The organism is Serinicoccus sp. CNJ-927, assembly GCF_001942435.1.
In the GTDB taxonomy this organism is placed as follows: Bacteria; Actinomycetota; Actinomycetes; order Actinomycetales; family Dermatophilaceae; genus Ornithinicoccus; species Ornithinicoccus marinus.
The window spans coordinates 57,701-73,638 of record NZ_MKKF01000001.1 but is presented as its reverse complement, the minus strand read 5'-3'; the positions used below and the strand labels follow the sequence as shown (position 1 = coordinate 73,638).

Below are 15,938 nucleotides of genomic sequence, written 5' to 3'. Positions count from 1 at the left end.
CACGCTCGCCGAGCGGCGTGACAGATGTCAGCAGGTCGCCGGGTGGCGCGTCAGGAGGCGGGAGGCGCGGTCACCGACCCGTGACGTCGGGCAGTGCTGCGGGGTCGGTGCAGACGGTGCCCGGGTCGGCGCTGAGCCGACCGATGACATCGGTCCGCCCGTCCTGACGCCCGTCGGCGTCGGCCACGCTCAGGCAGAGCTGCCACTGCGTGACCTCCGGCCCGACCGGCTCGCCGTCCTGCGCGTCGTCGGGCAGGTCCACCGAGAGCGGGGCCCGCACGAAGGCGGTGCCGGTGATCGACCCGCCTGGCTCGACCTGCACCGCACCGAGCGTGGTCTCGGTCTCCTCGTCGATCCGGTCCGGGGCCGGGAGCAGCTCCTTGCGCAGCCGGAGGACCTCGCCCTCGACGCCCACCCACACGGCCTCGTCGTTCTCCGGGCCGAAGGAGCCGGTGTGCTGACCGTGCCCACGGTCGCGGGCCACGAGGACCGGTCGGTCACCGTCGTTGCGCACGACGTACTCCACGGCCAGCCCCTGGCTCGCGGGGTCCAGGCCCGGCTCCGTCGGTGACCCGGGCGTGGCACTGGCCTCGACGGTGACCGCCGCCGACGCGGCGCGGGTCGCCGCGCTCGCGGAACCGGCGTCAGCGGACCCGGTGGCTTCCGACCTCGTGGGGTCCGACGTGGTGGCCGCGGTCCCGCTCGTGGGGGTGCCGGACATGGTGTCTCCCTCCTGCCCGCAGGCCGCGAGCACCGCCGTCGCCAGCAGCATCGTCGCCGGCACCGTCGTCGCCGCGCGGTGCCGGGCGAGGGCCGGACGGGACCGACTCTCGCGCATCAGTACTTCTCCCGGTGTGGCAGGCCCCACTCCTCGCGGACCGCGTTCTCCGTGAACCGGTAGTCGTGGTCCGGGTCGATCGCCTCGTTGGTACTGTCGTCGTCGTCGTGGTCCCACTCGAGCCCGACGTTCTGCCGCTCGAGCAACGGCTGGTCCTGGTCGTCGGTGTAGGAGTCACCGTTCTCGTCCTTCCAGCGTTCCCAGGCGTCGGGCTGCTCGTACTGGTTGAGGTGCCCGAGCTCGTGGTAGAGCCCGATCGTCGGCGGTCGACCGTTCTCGTACCACGGCTTCGAGGCATCCCCACTGATGAGCAGGTTGGTGTCGTTGTAGTTGACCGACCCGCCCCAGGATGCGCTGTTGCCGCCGTCGGTCTCGTCGATGCCGTAGGTCCTGCCCTGCTCCTCCGCGTGGCGGGTGAGCTCGTCGATGAGGGCTTGGGAGGTGGGGGAGCTGTTGAGCATGTCGAGATCAGCCTCGGCCCGCGCCTCGAACGAGTCGTCGCCGGAGATGTCGAAGGTCTCGTCCCAGGCCCGGTCCTCGATCACGACCTCCTCGCCGCCCTCGGAGCCGGTGACCGTGTCTCCATCGGTGTGGAAGGTGCTGTCCTGCCCCGCTCCGCCGTCGAGCCCGTCCTGCCCGAGCCCGGCATACATCGAATCGTCGCCGCCACCGCCGACGAGCACGTCGTCGTCGCGACCGCCGGAGACGATGTCGTCGCCGTCGACACCCAGGACGACGTCGTCGCCGCGCGCGCCCTCCAGGTAGTCCTGGCCGGACCCGCCGATCACGGCGTCGTCGCCGTCCATCCCGTAGAGCACGTCGTTGCCGGCGCCGCCGGCCACGAAGTCGTCACCCATCCCGGTGTCGGCGTAGTCGTGGCCGGTCCCCCCGCTGACGTAGTCGACCCCGCTGCCGGTCTGCACGGTGTCGTGACCGCCGTTCGCGTAGACCTCGAGGTGGTTGCCGCTCTCGTCGGCCGTCACGGTGTCATCGCCGTCCCCGACGACCAGGCGTATGCGGTTCGGCACCGTGTCCTCGATGGTGATGTGGTCGCCGCCTCCGCCGGTGTTGACGGTGATCGAGACGCCCCGGGGGTAGCGGTAGGTCTGCCCGTTGACGACCACCAGGGTCTCCCCGGTGCTGGGGTCGGCGCTGATGTCGACCTGGTCCGCGTGGTCGCCGGAGTTGATGACGACGCCGTTGCCGTGCTGGGTGACGGTGACGCCGCTCGCCCCTCCGCGGGGCACGTCCCAGCCCGGGGAACCGCCCGCGGGACCGCTCCACGCGGTGGCGACCGGAGCGAGCTCGGCGGTGGCGGCGTGTACGGCGGAGACGAATCTCCCGACGGCCGAGCGAGCCTCGTCCAGGGCACGCTCCGCGACCGCCCGTTGGCGGGCGATGGCGGGGGGCTCCGGCTCCTCGTCCTCCCAGGTGAACGTCGCCTCCCCGCCGCTGCGGACGGCGTGGGTGCTGCCGACGCGGGCAGCGAGCCACGACAGGCCCAGCTCGTCGCGCGCCTCCTCCAGCCGCTCCTGGAGGACTCTGGTCGCCTCGGACAGCAGGCTCGCCCCGCCGGTCGCCGAGGTCAGGGCCGACCTCAGGTCGACGGCATACCCGAGGTAGCTGTCCGCGCGGGCACAGGACCACGAGCACTCCAGCGAGGTGATGCCGCGGCCCACATCGGCCCACGTGCCGTCGAGCGTGCTGGCGATCGCGTGGGTGCGCGCTGTCGCGTCCGCGAGCCAGCCGAGATCGACGGGGAAGGTCCAGAGGTCGGTGACCGTCGTGCTGCCCATCGTCAGACGGCGGCCGGTCCGGCGGAGCCGCCGGGGCTGCACTCGTTCATGGCCTCGTCGATCTCGAGCGAGGCCCGCTGCAGGTGGTAGCCGTCGTTCTCCAGCGTGGAGGACAGGTGGTCCATCGTGCGGGTGAGCGTGTCCATCGCCTCGCTCCAGGACGCCTCGACGCCGGACCCCTCACCTGCCGGGCCGGTGGCCCCGGCAGGCATGGTGGCCACCTCGCCACCGCGGCCGAGCGCCTCCCTCACACCCTTGCCGTCCTGCATCCGGTCGTCGCCGACCGCGTTGAGCACGGCAGGATCCCCGTAGACCGTCATCTGAACCCCTTCGGCGTGAGCTGGTGGCATACGCCGCGGCCCCTGCACGACGTGCCGTCACTGTATCAACGAACCCGGCGTGGGACCCCTGTGGCGGAGGTGAACATTGGGTACGGTGCGACCGTGGCCAAGACTGCGACGACCTCGACCCGTGCCGGCTCCGGCAGTGCCTCCCGGCGCCCGGCGAGCCGGACGACGTCCACCAAGGGGCGGAGCACCTCCGGCTCCGGCCGCAGCTCGGCGCCGCGCTCCCGCGCCTCCGACGGTCCGTCGCTGCCCGGGCGGGCGATGCGCGGCATCGCCGGGGTGACCGGCGGCACCGTGCGCGCCATGACCGACACGGCCCACGACCTCGAGCCCGAGCACCGGCGCGACGGCGCCGGCTTCCTGCTCCTCGCGCTCGCCCTGGTCGTCGCCCTGCGCGAGTGGTGGGGCCTGGACGGCTTCGTGGGGGACGTCATCCACGTGGCCGCGGCCGGCACCTTCGGGCGGGTGGCGCTCATCCTGCCCGCCGTCCTCGTCTTCTTCGCCGTCCGCCTCTTCCGCGCGCCGGACGAGCAGCAGGCCACCAACCGAATGAGCATCGGCACCACGGCCATGCTCGTCGCGGCCAGCGGCATCGCGCACCTGGCCACCGGCAACCCCGACTACGCCGAGGGCTCGCACGTGCTGCAGCGCTCCGGCGGCATCCTCGGCTTCATCGCCTCCTCGATCCCCGCCTCGGCGATCACCGTGACCGGGGCATACATCGTGCTCAGCCTGCTGGGCGTCTTCGGCCTGCTCGTGCTCACCCGCACCCCGGTGCACCGGATCCCCGACCGCATCCGCGAGGTCGAGCAGCAGCTCTTCGACTCTGCCCGTTTCGACCGGGTCGACGAGGACGGCAACCCGCTGCCACGTGCCCGGCGCGGCGCCGGCGACCTCGACGGCCCCCGCGACGGCGACGTCGCCTTCGAGCAGGCTGCCGAGGTCGACCGGGCGGCGAAGGGGCGCAGGCCCCGGCGCGGTGCCGCTGCTCGCCAGCGCCCGGCGGAGGACCCCGACCGCACCGGCGACGCCCCTCAGCCCGCCTCGAAGCCCGCCGCCGGCGCCGGTTCCCGCCGACGCGGCGCGCGCGCCGAGGGTGACTCGACCGAGGAGATCCCCGCGCTGCGGCCGGGGCAGAAGCGTCCCGCGGCCCCCTCGGCCGTCGAGAAGTCCAAGCAGACCGCCAAGCCCGAGCTCGAGGCGCCCCCGACGACCCAGCTCCCGCAGCGGGTGGAGCAGCTGCAGCTCGCCGGCGACGTCACGTACACCCTCCCGGAGTCGGTGCTGCTCAAGCCGGGCACCCCGCACAAGGAGCGCTCGGAGGCCAACGACAAGGTGGTTGAGGCGCTCACCGGCGTGCTCGAGGACTTCAACATCGACGCCCAGGTCACCGACTTCACCCGCGGCCCGACGGTCACCCGCTATGAGGTCGAGCTCGGGCCGGGCGTCAAGGTCGAGCGCATCACGGCGCTCTCCAAGAACATCGCGTATGCCGTCGCCAGCGCCGACGTGCGCATCCTCTCGCCCATCCCGGGCAAGTCGGCGGTGGGTGTGGAGATCCCCAACGCGGACCGCGAGAACGTCAGCCTGGGCGACGTCCTGCGCAGCCAGACGGCACGCAACAACACGCACCCGATGGTCATGGGGGTGGGCAAGGACGTCGAGGGCGGCTACGTCATCGCCAACCTCGCGAAGATGCCCCACATGCTCGTCGCCGGGGCCACCGGCTCGGGCAAGTCGAGCTTCGTCAACTCGATGATCACCTCGGTCCTCATGCGGTCGACGCCGGACGAGGTGCGCCTCATCCTCGTCGACCCCAAGCGGGTCGAGCTGACGGCCTACGAGGGGATCCCGCACCTCATCACGCCGATCATCACCAACCCCAAGAAGGCGGCCGAGGCGCTGGCCTGGGTGGTCAAGGAGATGGACCACCGCTACGACGACCTGGCGGCCTTCGGCTACAAGCACATCGACGACTTCAACAAGGCGATCCGGGCCGGCAAGGTCACCCCGCCCCCGGGCTCGGAGCGGGTGCTCCAGCCCTACCCCTACCTGCTCGTGGTCGTCGACGAGCTCGCCGACCTCATGATGGTCGCGCCGCGCGACGTCGAGGAGTCGGTGGTCCGGATCACCCAGCTCGCCCGCGCCGCCGGCATCCACCTCGTGCTGGCGACGCAGCGACCCAGCGTCGACGTCGTCACCGGCCTGATCAAGGCCAACGTGCCGAGCCGGATGGCCTTCGCGACCTCCTCGCTCGCCGACTCGCGCGTCGTGCTCGACCAGCCCGGCGCGGAGAAGCTCATCGGCATGGGTGATGCGCTCTTCCTGCCGATGGGCGCGAGCAAGACGATGCGGGTGCAGGGCTCGTGGGTCAGCGAGTCCGAGATCCACGACGTCGTCGCGCACGTCACCGGTCAGCTCAAGCCGAAGTACGTCGAGGAGGTCCTCGCGACCCCGGCCAAGAAGCAGATCGACGAGGACATCGGCGACGACCTCGACCTGCTGCTGCAGGCGACCGAGCAGGTGGTCACGACGCAGTTCGGGTCGACCTCGATGCTGCAGCGCAAGCTGCGCGTCGGCTTCGCCAAGGCCGGGCGGCTCATGGACCTCATGGAGAGTCGCGGCATCGTCGGGCCCTCCGAGGGCAGCAAGGCCCGCGACGTCCTGGTCAAGCCGGACGACCTGGAGTCCACACTTGCGCTGCTGCAGGGCCAGGATCCGCCGCGCCCGGACGTCGAGAGCGACAGCTCCCCCTTCGACGCCGACCCGACCGAGGTCGCCGACGGTGAGGGCGACGACAGCGACGAGGTGCGGTATGCCGCGGCCGGCGGCTCCGCGCCAGGCGCCGGGCGAGCGCCGCGCGAGGACCGCTACGACGGCGACCCGATCAGCGGCAGCTACGTCGAGGACGACGAGGAGCCCGAGAGCGAGGACGCCTGGGGCCTCACCGGCCGGGACTGAGCGCACAGGCGGGACCGAGCGCACCCGGTGACCCGGTGCGAGGTCAGGACCCGACCGGAGACCCCTCGTGTCCGGCCACCGCCTCGACGTCGCGCAGGACGCGCAGCACGTTGCCGTGGGTGAGGCCGCGCAGGTCGGCCTCGCTCCAGCCGCGTCGGGCCAGCTCGGCGAGCAGCGCCGGGTAGGTCGAGACGTCCTCGAGCCCGACGACGACCTGCTCGGTGCCGTCGAAGTCGCCCCCGAGACCGACGTGCTCCACCCCGGCGACCTCCCGCAGGTGGTCGAGGTGGTCGGCCACCTGCGCCAGGGTCGCCTCGGGCCGGGGGTGCCGCTCCTGCCGGGCCAGGCTGAAGGCGGTCATCACCGGGTGGTCGTTGGGGTCGACGCCGGCGGCCCGGGCGGCCTCGCGCGACTCGACCTTCCACTCCCAGCAGTCCTGCGCCACGAACTGCGGCACGAAGGTCGCCATGCAGACCCCACCCTGGCCCGCCATGGTGACCAGCACGTCGTCGGGCACGTTGCGCGGCGAGCCGCACAGGGCGAGCGCGTTGCTGTGACTGAAGATCACCGGGGCGGCCGACGCCGCGAGCGCGTCCCGCATCGTCGTGGCCGCGACGTGGGAGAGGTCGACCAGCATGCCGAGCCGGTTCATCTCGCGCACGATCTCGCGTCCGAGATCGGTCAGCCCGCCGTGCTCCGGCTCGTCGGTCGCGCTGTCCGCCCAGGGCGTGTTGTGGTTGTGCGTCAGCGTCAGGTAGCGCACCCCCAGCCGGTGCAGCGCCCGGAGCACCCCGAGGGAGGAACCGATCGAGTGCCCGCCCTCGGCCCCGAGCAGCGAGGCCACCCGGCCGCCCGCCATCGCCGACTCCACCTGTGCCGCGGTCGTCGCGAGCGCGAGGCGGTCGGCATACCTCGCGACCATGCGGTGCACCAGGTCGACCTGCTCCAGCGTGGCCACGACCGCGTCCGCCTCGGGCAGCGCCGAGGGGACGTAGACCGACCAGAACTGCCCGCCCACCCCGCCGCGCCGCAGCCGCGGCAGGTCGGTGTGCAGGCCGCGCGCCGACGTGTCCGTCGCGAGGTCGACCTCGAGCGCACGCTCGGTGCCGACGAGCTCGCGCAGCGCCCACGGCAGGTCGTTGTGGCCATCGAGGACCGGCAGGTCGGGGAGGGTGGGGTCGGTCACCGGCCCATCAGACCACGCCCCGCGCGACGGCGTCGCCGCTAGGTCGCGACCCCCGCGCCGACCTACACTCGAGGAATGTCCACGTCCACCCGCAGCGTCGCCGTCGTCACCCTCGGGTGCACCCGCAACGAGGTGGACTCCGAGGAGCTGGCCGGCCGCCTCGCCTCCGAGGGCTGGACGCTCGTCGACGACGCCGCCGAGGCCGACGTCGCCGTGGTCAACACCTGCGGCTTCGTCGAGCAGGCCAAGAAGGACTCGATCGACGCGCTGCTGGAGGCGGGCGACCTCAAGGAGACCGGCCGCACCCAGAAGGTCGTGGCCGTCGGCTGCATGGCCGAGCGCTACGGCGAGCAGCTCGCCGCCGAGCTTCCCGAGGCCGACGCGGTGCTCGGCTTCGACTCCTACCGCGACATGTCGACGCACCTGCGCAGCATCCTGGCCGGGGAGACGGTGCCCTCGCACGTGCCCGGCGACCGCCGTCGGTTGCTGCCGATCACGCCGCGCGACCGGCACACCTCCGCCGCGGGCGTGGCGCTGCCCGGCCACCAGCAGCCCGCCCGGCCCGAGCGGACCGTCGCGGAGCCCGACGTCCCGCTGGAGCAGGTCGCCCCGGCCACCGGGCCCCGCGTCGTGCGGGCGCGGCTCGACGGCCGCCCCTGGGCGCCGCTCAAGATCGCCTCCGGCTGCGACCGGCGCTGCGCGTTCTGCGCGATCCCGATGTTCCGCGGCGCCTTCGTGTCGCGGACGCCGCAGGAGATCCTCGCCGAGGCCGCCTGGCTGGGGGAGCGCGGCGTCACGGAGGTCTTCCTCGTCAGCGAGAACACCACGTCCTACGGCAAGGACCTCGGCGACCTGCGCCTCGTCGACGCGCTGCTGCCCGAGCTGACGCAGGTGCCCGGGGTCGAGCGGGTGCGCGTCTCCTACCTCCAGCCGGCCGAGATCCGCCCCGACCTCCTCGACGCGATGGCGGGCACCCCGGGCGTGGTGCCCTACTTCGACATCTCCTTCCAGCACGCCTCCGGCCCGCTGCTGCGGCGGATGCGCCGCCTCGGCGACCGCGCGTCCTTCCTCGGGCTGCTGGAGCAGGTCCGCGCCCGGGTCCCCGAGGCCGGGATCCGCACCAACGTCATCGTCGGCTTCCCCGGCGAGACCGAGGAGGACCTCGCTGAGCTCACCGCCTTCCTCGTGGAGGCCCGGCTGGACGTCGTCGGGGTCTTCGGCTACTCCGACGAGGACGGCACCGAGGCGGAGGGGTATGCCGACAAGCTCGACGAGGACGTCGTCCGCGAGCGGGTCGAGCAGGTGCAGGCGCTGGTCGAGGAGCTCACCGCCCAGCGTGCCGCCGACCGCGTCGGGACCGTCGTCGAGGTGCTCGTGGAGTCGGTGGAGACCGACGACGCCGACCCCGAGGGCGAGCCGCGGCTGGTGGGGCGCGCCGGCCAGCAGGGGCCGGACGTCGACGGCGTGACCTATCTCGTCACCGGCGACGGGGGTCTGCCCGACCTCGCCCCCGGCGACCTCGTCACCGCCCTCGTGGTGGGGTCCGAGGGTGTCGACCTCGTGGCGGTGCCGCAGGGACCCGCAGGGGGCGCGCGGTGATCGGCCCGCACGATCCCGACGGCCCGGAGATCGCGACCGCGGCGGCGCCGGAGCGGGTCTCGTCCTGGAACCTCCCCAACGCGCTCACCGTGCTGCGCATCCTGCTCGTCCCGCTCTTCGGCTGGCTGCTGCTCGCCGAGGGCGGCGAGGACGTGGGCCTGCGGTGGTGGGCGCTGGTCGTCTTCCTCGTCGCGATCGGCACCGACTGGGTGGACGGGCACCTGGCCCGCAAGCACGGCCTCATCACCGCCTTCGGCAAGCTCATGGACCCGATCGCCGACAAGGCGCTCATCGGGATGGCCCTCATCGGGCTCTCGCTGCTGGCCCTGCTGCCCTGGTGGGTGACCGTGGTCATCCTCGTCCGGGAGGTCGGCATCACCCTCATGCGCTTCGTCGTCATCCGCCGCGGCGTCATCCCCGCCAGCCGTGGAGGCAAGCTCAAGACGGTGCTGCAGGCCATCGGCATCGCCGTCGTGCTGGCCCCGCTGGGCGGCGTGCTCGACACCCTCGGGCTCTGGGTGATGTATGCCGCGGCCGTCGTCACGGTCGTCACCGGCATCGACTACGTGCGCCAGGCCTTCGCCAGGCCCGGCACATGAGCGGGTCGTGAGGAGCCCGGCCGCCCAGGTGGTGGCCGCGCTGCGCGAGCGGGGCGAGAGCGTGGGCACCGCCGAGTCGCTCACCGGCGGCCTGGTCTGCGCCGCCCTCACCGACGTGCCCGGCGCGAGCGCCGCGGTCCGCGGCGCGGTCGTGGCCTACGCCGCGGCGGTGAAGGAGGCGGTGCTCGGCGTCCCGGCCCAGGTCGTCAGTGAGCACGGCACCGTCTCCCAGGAGTGCGCCGAGGCGATGGCCCTCGGCGGGGCGCGGGCGCTGGGCGTCGACTGGTGCGTCGCCACCACCGGCGTCGCCGGCCCGGACCCCAGCGAGGGCCACCCGGTCGGCACCGTCCACCTCGCGCTCGCCCACGGGGAACAGGTCGTGGGTCACCAGGTGTTGACCCTGCGTGGACTCCGTGACGACATCCGCGCCGGCACCGTGACGGCGGCGCTGGAGCTGCTGCGAGGACGGCTGACCGAGGGTCTGTCGGCCGCACGGGGTACGGTAGAGGTACGACCTGCCGCGACGGCATCCGCCGCACCGGGCAGGCACGGCGACGGGATGACCACCGACACGGACACCCGGAGAGAGGACGAGGAGGGTTGACGATGGTGCTACTTCGACGTGAGCTGGGTGACGCGCTCCGCGAGACGCGCCAGACGCAGGGGCGCACCCTGCGCGAGGTCAGCTCCTCGGCGTCCTGCTCGCTGGGCTACCTCTCCGAGATCGAGCGCGGGGAGAAGGAGGCCAGCTCCGAGCTGCTCGCCTCCATCTGCCGGGCGCTCGACGTGCCGCTGTCCGAGATGCTGTCGACGGTCGCCGACCGGGTCAGCCTGACCGAGACGGCCGAGGCGCAGATGACCACGGTGCTCACCGAGGGCCTGGCCACGACGATCGACACCCGGCGTATGCCGCGCCGCGACGCGGTCGTCTCCGCCGCCTGAGCGACGCACACCTGACCACGATCGTCTGACCGGCCCTCGCCGGAGCGACCGCTGGCGCTCACTCCTGCGGCGTGACCCCCACCCGGTAGCCCCAGGCCGGGAGCTGCCAGACCGAGCCCTCGGCATACTCGACCGTGCTGCCGTCCGTGGCGTCGACGTAGGCGAGGTCCTGACCCGGCGCCACCCCGAGGGTGACCGACGCCGGGGCGTCGCTGAGGTTGAAGGCCGCGACGACGGCATCCCCGGACTCGGGCACCCGCACGAAGCTGATGACCCGGTCCTCGCCGTCGTGGGGCACCCGCACCATGCGCGCGCCCCAGGCGGCGTTCCACAGCGCCGGGTGCTGCTTCTTCAGCGCGAAGAGGCGACGGTAGAGCTCGCCCTGCGGGTCCTCGCGCCAGACGATCTCGTCCTTGTCGGAGAAGGTGAGCCGCCGGTCGTTGCCGGCCTAGACCTTGAGGTCGGTGGCGCTGGCCCGGCCGTGCGCGATGTGGTGCATGGTCTCGTTCCAGGACCAGGCATACGTCGCGTCGAAGGCACCCACGTGCAGGTCGCGGTTCTCCCACTCGGTGAGCAGGAAGACCGGCTTGATCTGCTCCAGCTGGGCACGCGCCGCCTCCCAGAAGTCCAACGGCACGTAGCCCGCGACGTCGCAGCGGAAGCCGTCGACGTCGGCCTCGCGGACCCAGTGAGCCATGGCGTCGGCCATGTACTCCCGCAGCCCGGGCTGGTCGTAGTCGACGAAGCCGCGTAGGTCCTCCAGCGTCCCGAACTCGGGGTTGACCGCGAGGTAGTCGCGCACGGCGTAGGGGGAGCCGAGCCCGCCCTTGCGGTTCTGCTCGCCGATCGGGTTGATCGGCATGAGCCAGAGGATGTCGACGCCGAGGTCGCACAGCCGGGGCAGGTACGCTCCGGGGCCATGCCCGCCACCGTCGCCCGAGCGCGCTGATGCACCTCGACATCACGCACGAGCCCGGCCGCGTGCAGGTCCGGCTGGTGCCTGGCGCGGGGGAGCCGGATGAGCGCAAGGGCGCCCTGGCGCGGCATACCGCGTGCTTCGAGGTGGGGGTGCGCCCGGGCGAGGTGCACCCCGACCTGCTCGTGCTCTCGGCCGTCCTGTCGGCCCGGCCCTGGATCGTCCGGAAGGTCCCGGTGACCACCTCGGTGACGGCGAGTCCTGTCCTCGCCCGGGCGCTGCGCGAGGGGCCGGGCCTGCGGTTGACCTCGGCGGACCGCGACGTGGCGCCACGCGTGAGACCCGCCGAGGGAGACGGGGCGCCCGGGTTGTGCTTCAGCGGTGGCACCGACAGCGTCGCGACGCTCGCGGTCATGCCGGGCAGCACCCGGTCCTACCACCTGCTGCGGCGGGCCCCGCGAGGCGACCCGCGGGCCACGATGTTCGTCACCCGGGCAGCCGAGGAGTCGTGCGAGCGGCTGCGCGCCCAGGGGTGGCCGGTGGAGGTGGTCCGCAGCGACGTGGAGTACCTCCGCGCCGCCATGGGGTTCCCGCACGACTTCACCACGGCGGTGCCGTTGCTGCTCCACGCCGACCGCGACCGGCTGGACGCCGTGGCCTGGGGCGCGCCGCTGGAGGCGACCTACCGGCTGCAGCGGGGCTACTACCGCGACTTCGCCGACTCGCCCTTCCTCAAGGAGTGGGGCGGGGTCTTCGCCGCGGTGGGGCTGGAGGTGTGCGTGCCGGTCGCCGGGGTGTCCGAGGTCGTGACCAGCCGCATCGTGCACACCCATCCGCTCGGGGAGGCGGCGCAGTCGTGCGTGCGCGGCCGTCGGCTCGGGCGTCCCTGCGGGCGGTGCGCCAAGTGCGCCCGCAAGACCCTGCTCGCCGGCGCGGTCACCGGCGCCTGGCCCTCCGCCCCGGCGCTGGAGCGGCAGTGGCGTGGGCAGGAGCCGCGGGGCCATCTGCTGGCCGACCCGATCAAGGTCGAGCCGGTGATCGCCCGGACGGTCCACCGCTACCTCGCCGACGGCGGCGACAGCGCCCTGATGCGGCTGGTCGCGGCCAAGACCGGCCCGGACCCGATGGACTGGCTGGACCGGTCCTACGAGCCCGCGCTGGCGCTCGTGCCGGAGCGCTATCGGCGGGAGGTGGCCGAGCGCCTGCACCGGGTCGCGCCGCCCATGAGCGCCGAGGAGGAGGCCGCCGTGCGCTCCTACGACGTGCGCGGCCTGGACCGCTCGCGGGCACAGGCCGGGCTGGAGGCGTGGTTCGCCGCCCACCCCCCGCAGGACCTGGTGCCGCGCGCCGTCGGCCGGGTGCGCCGGGTCGTGCGCGCCCGGGCGCGACGGGTGTTCGCTGGGCGTGTCGGGCGCGGGCCTCAGTAGGTCGGGCGCCGGCCGTGGCCGAGCGGCGACTGGGGCCGACCGTCGTCGGTGGGGGCGAGGCCGCCCTGGCAGGTCGGGCAGGAGAACATCACCCGCTGCTGCGGCTGCTGGCCGATCGGGGCAAGCCGGATCGTCGTGCCGCAGCGCTTGCACGGCAACCCCATCCGGCCGTGCACCCACGCGTCGTCGTCGTTGACGTCCCCACGGCCCGTGATGGTCGTGCGGCCGGTCCGGCAGCTCAGCACCAGCAGCCGCCGGGCGGTCGCCAGCAGCTCGACCACCTGCTCCTCGGCGAGGTCGCCGACGGGCGTCCAGGGGTTGATCCCCAGCAGGAAGAGCGGCTCGGCGGTGAAGATCGTGCCCATGCCCGCCACGTTGCGCTGGTCCAGGCAGGCCTCGGTGATGGTGCGGCCCGGGTCTGCGCGCACGTTGGCCAGGGCCGTGTCCGCGTCGTACGCGGGGTCGAGCAGGTCGGGGCCGAGGTGCCCCACGACCCGGTCCTCCTCGCTGGTCCGCACCAGCTCGAGCATCCCGAGGGAGTCGCCGACCGCGACCCGCTGCGGCGTCCACAGCAGCGCCCGCACGGTATGCCGTCGCCCCAGCGCGTGCCGCCGCCCCACCGGGTGGACCCGCCAGGAGCCCTCCATCCGCAGGTGGCTGTGCACGGTGATGTCACCCTCCACCCGGTGCAGCAGGTGCTTGCCGCGGGGGACGACCTCAAGGGTGCGGCGGCCGGACAGGTCGGCGGTCGCGTGCGCCGGCACCCGGAGGTCCGATCCCTCCAGGGCCACGCCGGCCAGCCCCTGGTGCAGCCGTCGGGCGGTGCGCCACACCGCGTCACCCTCAGGCATCGGCGAACCCCAGACCGAGCGAGGTGCCGATGCTGATGACGGCGGTCGTCGCTTCCCCCCGGCCCTGGTCGTCGTGGCGGCTGGGGCCCACTCGCGCGTCCGCTGCGGGCTGCGTGCTCCGCACCCCGAGTGCGGCGGCGGCACCGTCGTTGAGGAGGACGGTCACTGCGCAGGGGCGACGCAGGCCCCGGGTCAGCGCGTGCCCGAGAACCCGGCGCGGGTCCGGCCCGCGGGAGGGCAGGGTGCCGTAGGTCGGGTCGTCGTCGAGCAGGCCGTCGACGACGTAGTTGGCGATCGCCACGCGCACCTCCAGGTCTCTGTCGTCGGGACCGGATGGGTCCATGGCGTCCCGCGCGGCCTCGACCACGAGACCCAGGACGGTGTCCGGCGACGGCCACGTGCTGGTGTCGAACGGCCGCCAGGGCACCGGCATACCCGTTGTCCTCGCGAGGACACCGTCGCAGACCGCGGCGGCCTTGATGCTGCTGTGACCCAGGTCGAGCACGAGCCCGTCGGCCAGCCCGGCGGCCAGACCCAGCAGGGGTGCGCGGCCGGGCTCAGGGGCCAGCTCGGCGCGCTGCGCGACGACGCGCGGGTCTCGGGATGCCCGCCGCCCGAGCTCGCCGGCGACGACCCCGCCGCAGAGCACGACCTGCCGCACCGACGCCCAGCGCGCCCAGTCCTCCTCGCCCCACTCCTCCCGTGCCGCCCGGTCGTCGTCGGTGGGGGAGCGCAACGTCTGCAGCAGGTGCGCCAGCGCGTCCGTCCACTGCTCCGCGACGGCCTCGGCCCACTGCTCCCCGGCCACCAGCGTGCGGTCGAGGGTGACCAGCGGGGCGTCGTCGAGGGCCACCGCCGCCCGGGCCGCGGCGTCCGCGACGATGCCGGACAGCCCGGTCGCACCGAGGACCCGTCCCGCCCGGTGCCCGTGCCACGGCGCACCTGCCCGCAGCAGCACGGTGCGGTTCAGCCCGGTGCGCCGGGTGATGGGGGTCGTGGTCACCGCTCCAGTGTCTCGCCGGGCAGCTCGAGCCGCTCACCCACCCAGTCCTCGCGGAGCCACCGGTCGTGGCTGGCCACCACCACGGCGCCCGGGAAGTCGGGCAGGCCGAGCTCGAGCTCGGAGACGAGCAAGAGGGACAGGTGGTTGGTGGGCTCGTCCAGCAGCAGCGTGTCGGGGGTGCGCAGCAGCCTCCAGGCGAGCGAGAGCCGGGACAGCTGACCCCCGGACAGGTCGGCTGCGGTGCGCCGGCGGGGAAGGTGTGCGAGACCGAGCCCGTGCACGACCTTGTCCGTCCGGTGGTCGATCTCCCACGCGTCGTGCCGTCGGGCCGACTCCAGCGCGGTGGCGAGGGCAGCACTGGCGCCGTCGTCGACGCGCGCCAGCGCCTCGCCGGCGCGTTCGACCTGGACGACGGGGTCGCGGACCCCTGCGGTTCCAGATGGGCCGCACCCTACGTGCCGTGGCGGCTCGCCGCCACGCATTCATCGCGTCGCAGCCAGCCCGGCGAGCTCCTCCCGAAGCCCGCCCAGCGCGGTGCGGGTGTCGGCGTCGTCCTGGTGCGGGCCGTGCAGCCACTCGGCGTAGGAGCCCACCTCGCTGAGCTGCCACTCCAGCCGGACGAGGTCCAGCAACGCCGGGTCGTGCGGGAGGAGGTCGGCATACCCGGCGAGGACGTCGCGCTCTCGAGGTGCGAGCCGCAGCGTCTCCCAGTCGAGGAGCAGCAGGCGACCGTCGTCGGCCCGCCACTGATTGTGCACGCCGGGTTCACCGTGGGTGGGGACATAGGCGGAGGGGTCGAGCCGGTCGAGGAGGCGCAGGTATGCCGTGAGCCCGCGCCTGACGTCCGCCAGCCCGGCGCGCACCGCGCGCCGGGCGGGCTCGCCGAGCGGCCCCGCGGTCCACGGCTCGGCCGTCAAGGCCGCGAGTTCGTCGACGAGCTCGGGGCTCACGGCCGGCTCCCAGGTCAGGATGCCCTCGGGTGCCGGTGCCGCGTGCAGGTCGCGCACGGCCCGCACCGCGTCGGCGTCGATCGTCGTCGGTCGGCGCCCGGTCACCCACGGGGTCAGGCTCAGCCATCCCGGCCCGAGCGTGCTCGTGAAGCGCCCCTGCGCGGAGGGCACGGACGCGTGCACGCAGGTCAGGGTGGCCGCGAGGGAGGCGGCCGCGGCATACGTCGCCTCGGCCGACTCCGCGGTGTGCCACAGCGGCGGGTCGAGGGTCACGAACCACCGCGGCTCTCCCCGTGCGTCCGCCCGCCAGTGCCAGCCGCCGAAACCGACGGCTAAGTGCTCCAGCGCCGTCACCTCGGGGTCCCAGAGGGTCCGCACCCGCTGCAGCACCTCGTCGGTGCTGACGTCCTGCGGCGGCTCGTGCATCGCCCCAGGCTAGGGCGCCAATCAGGCGCACTGATCGTGCCGGCGACTCGCGGGCCGCGAACGGCTCCAGCGTTCACGTGAACGCCAGGGCCGCTCG

General features: G+C 73.7%; 16 protein-coding genes. 6 read left to right on the top strand and 10 right to left on the bottom strand.

Annotated elements, in window-relative coordinates; genetic code table 11:
- Window positions 1–70 precede the first annotated feature (70 nt).
- From BJF86_RS00350 to BJF86_RS00340, 3 genes are read right to left on the bottom strand one after another with little or no spacing between them, the layout of a single operon-like run.
- Window positions 71–838, bottom strand: coding sequence for a hypothetical protein (locus BJF86_RS00350; RefSeq protein WP_075816517.1), 768 nt, complete (start codon window positions 836–838; stop codon window positions 71–73).
- Window positions 838–2,634, bottom strand: coding sequence for a M91 family zinc metallopeptidase (locus BJF86_RS00345; RefSeq protein WP_143553603.1), 1,797 nt, complete (start codon window positions 2,632–2,634; stop codon window positions 838–840). Before BJF86_RS00345 ends, BJF86_RS00350 begins: the two co-directional genes overlap by 1 nt.
- A 2-nt stretch (window positions 2,635–2,636) precedes the next feature.
- Entirely contained in the window at window positions 2,637–2,954 is a 318-nt protein-coding gene (locus tag BJF86_RS00340; protein WP_143553602.1) for a hypothetical protein, read from the bottom strand.
- 330 nt (window positions 2,955–3,284) lie between these two features.
- Here BJF86_RS00340 and BJF86_RS00335 point away from each other — a divergent pair, with 330 nt between their 5' ends.
- Window positions 3,285–5,942, top strand: coding sequence for an FtsK/SpoIIIE family DNA translocase (locus tag BJF86_RS00335; protein ID WP_237768009.1), 2,658 nt, complete (start codon window positions 3,285–3,287; stop codon window positions 5,940–5,942).
- A 43-nt stretch (window positions 5,943–5,985) separates the two neighbouring features.
- Here the strand turns inward: BJF86_RS00335 and BJF86_RS00330 are convergent, their stop codons facing one another.
- Complete coding sequence (locus tag BJF86_RS00330; protein ID WP_075816513.1) at window positions 5,986–7,128, bottom strand: dipeptidase; 1,143 nt, start codon at window positions 7,126–7,128, stop codon at window positions 5,986–5,988.
- A gap of 75 nt (window positions 7,129–7,203) precedes the next feature.
- On the opposite strand from BJF86_RS00330, the gene rimO reads away from it, so the two are divergent.
- Genes rimO through BJF86_RS00310 form a run of 4 tightly spaced genes read left to right on the top strand, consistent with a single transcriptional unit; the run spans window position 7,204 to window position 10,268 of the window.
- A complete protein-coding gene (rimO, locus tag BJF86_RS00325; RefSeq protein WP_075816512.1) occupies window positions 7,204–8,727 on the top strand; it encodes a 30S ribosomal protein S12 methylthiotransferase RimO in 1,524 nt (507 codons plus the stop codon).
- A complete protein-coding gene (gene pgsA / locus BJF86_RS00320; RefSeq protein WP_075816511.1) occupies window positions 8,724–9,326 on the top strand; it encodes a CDP-diacylglycerol--glycerol-3-phosphate 3-phosphatidyltransferase in 603 nt (200 codons plus the stop codon). The genes rimO and pgsA overlap by 4 nt, the downstream gene beginning before the upstream one ends.
- A 7-nt stretch (window positions 9,327–9,333) precedes the next feature.
- Window positions 9,334–9,930: a CinA family protein gene (locus BJF86_RS00315; protein WP_075816510.1), complete on the top strand. Its 597-nt coding sequence runs from the start codon at window positions 9,334–9,336 to the stop codon at window positions 9,928–9,930.
- Between the two features lie 2 nt (window positions 9,931–9,932).
- Window positions 9,933–10,268 (top strand): helix-turn-helix domain-containing protein, encoded by a 336-nt coding sequence (locus BJF86_RS00310; protein WP_033418823.1) that lies wholly within the window; start codon window positions 9,933–9,935, stop codon window positions 10,266–10,268.
- 58 nt (window positions 10,269–10,326) lie between these two features.
- Here BJF86_RS00310 and BJF86_RS18225 read toward each other — a convergent pair whose 3' ends face one another.
- Window positions 10,327–10,674: a DUF3459 domain-containing protein gene (locus tag BJF86_RS18225; RefSeq protein ID WP_202817288.1), complete on the bottom strand. Its 348-nt coding sequence runs from the start codon at window positions 10,672–10,674 to the stop codon at window positions 10,327–10,329.
- Between the two features lie 42 nt (window positions 10,675–10,716).
- Window positions 10,717–11,163 carry an alpha-amylase family glycosyl hydrolase gene (locus BJF86_RS18220; protein WP_269087243.1) on the bottom strand — a complete coding sequence of 149 codons (447 nt, stop codon included), beginning with the start codon at window positions 11,161–11,163 and terminating at the stop codon, window positions 10,717–10,719.
- A gap of 53 nt (window positions 11,164–11,216) precedes the next feature.
- On the opposite strand from BJF86_RS18220, the gene BJF86_RS00295 reads away from it, so the two are divergent.
- A complete protein-coding gene (locus tag BJF86_RS00295; RefSeq protein WP_075816507.1) occupies window positions 11,217–12,611 on the top strand; it encodes a DUF6395 domain-containing protein in 1,395 nt (464 codons plus the stop codon).
- Here the strand turns inward: BJF86_RS00295 and BJF86_RS00290 are convergent.
- Genes BJF86_RS00290 through BJF86_RS00275 form a run of 4 tightly spaced genes read right to left on the bottom strand, consistent with a single transcriptional unit; the run spans window position 12,605 to window position 15,841 of the window.
- Entirely contained in the window at window positions 12,605–13,462 is an 858-nt protein-coding gene (locus tag BJF86_RS00290) for a DNA-formamidopyrimidine glycosylase family protein (protein ID WP_075816506.1), read from the bottom strand. The genes BJF86_RS00295 and BJF86_RS00290 overlap by 7 nt on opposite strands.
- Window positions 13,455–14,465, bottom strand: coding sequence for a hypothetical protein (locus tag BJF86_RS00285; RefSeq protein WP_075816505.1), 1,011 nt, complete (start codon window positions 14,463–14,465; stop codon window positions 13,455–13,457). Before BJF86_RS00285 ends, BJF86_RS00290 begins: the two co-directional genes overlap by 8 nt.
- Window positions 14,462–14,947 (bottom strand): ATP-binding cassette domain-containing protein, encoded by a 486-nt coding sequence (locus tag BJF86_RS19430; protein WP_083652592.1) that lies wholly within the window; start codon window positions 14,945–14,947, stop codon window positions 14,462–14,464. Before BJF86_RS19430 ends, BJF86_RS00285 begins: the two co-directional genes overlap by 4 nt.
- Window positions 14,948–15,841 carry a hypothetical protein gene (locus BJF86_RS00275; RefSeq protein ID WP_075816504.1) on the bottom strand — a complete coding sequence of 298 codons (894 nt, stop codon included), beginning with the start codon at window positions 15,839–15,841 and terminating at the stop codon, window positions 14,948–14,950.
- Window positions 15,842–15,938 lie beyond the last annotated feature (97 nt).

Bases quoted from the DNA above. Each gene is read 5' to 3' on its own strand.
- BJF86_RS00350 (WP_075816517.1), bottom strand. From the start codon at position 838: ATGCGCGAGAGTCGGTCCCGTCCGGCCCTCGCCCGGCACCGCGCGGCG.
- BJF86_RS00345 (WP_143553603.1), bottom strand. From the start codon at position 2,634: ATGGGCAGCACGACGGTCACCGACCTCTGGACCTTCCCCGTCGATCTC.
- BJF86_RS00340 (WP_143553602.1), bottom strand. From the start codon at position 2,954: ATGACGGTCTACGGGGATCCTGCCGTGCTCAACGCGGTCGGCGACGAC.
- BJF86_RS00335 (WP_237768009.1), top strand. From the start codon at position 3,285: ATGACCGACACGGCCCACGACCTCGAGCCCGAGCACCGGCGCGACGGC.
- rimO (WP_075816512.1), top strand. From the start codon at position 7,204: ATGTCCACGTCCACCCGCAGCGTCGCCGTCGTCACCCTCGGGTGCACC.
- BJF86_RS00310 (WP_033418823.1), top strand. From the start codon at position 9,933: ATGGTGCTACTTCGACGTGAGCTGGGTGACGCGCTCCGCGAGACGCGC.
- BJF86_RS00295 (WP_075816507.1), top strand. From the start codon at position 11,217: ATGCACCTCGACATCACGCACGAGCCCGGCCGCGTGCAGGTCCGGCTG.
- BJF86_RS00290 (WP_075816506.1), bottom strand. From the start codon at position 13,462: ATGCCTGAGGGTGACGCGGTGTGGCGCACCGCCCGACGGCTGCACCAG.
- BJF86_RS19430 (WP_083652592.1), bottom strand. From the start codon at position 14,947: ATGCGTGGCGGCGAGCCGCCACGGCACGTAGGGTGCGGCCCATCTGGA.
- BJF86_RS00275 (WP_075816504.1), bottom strand. From the start codon at position 15,841: ATGCACGAGCCGCCGCAGGACGTCAGCACCGACGAGGTGCTGCAGCGG.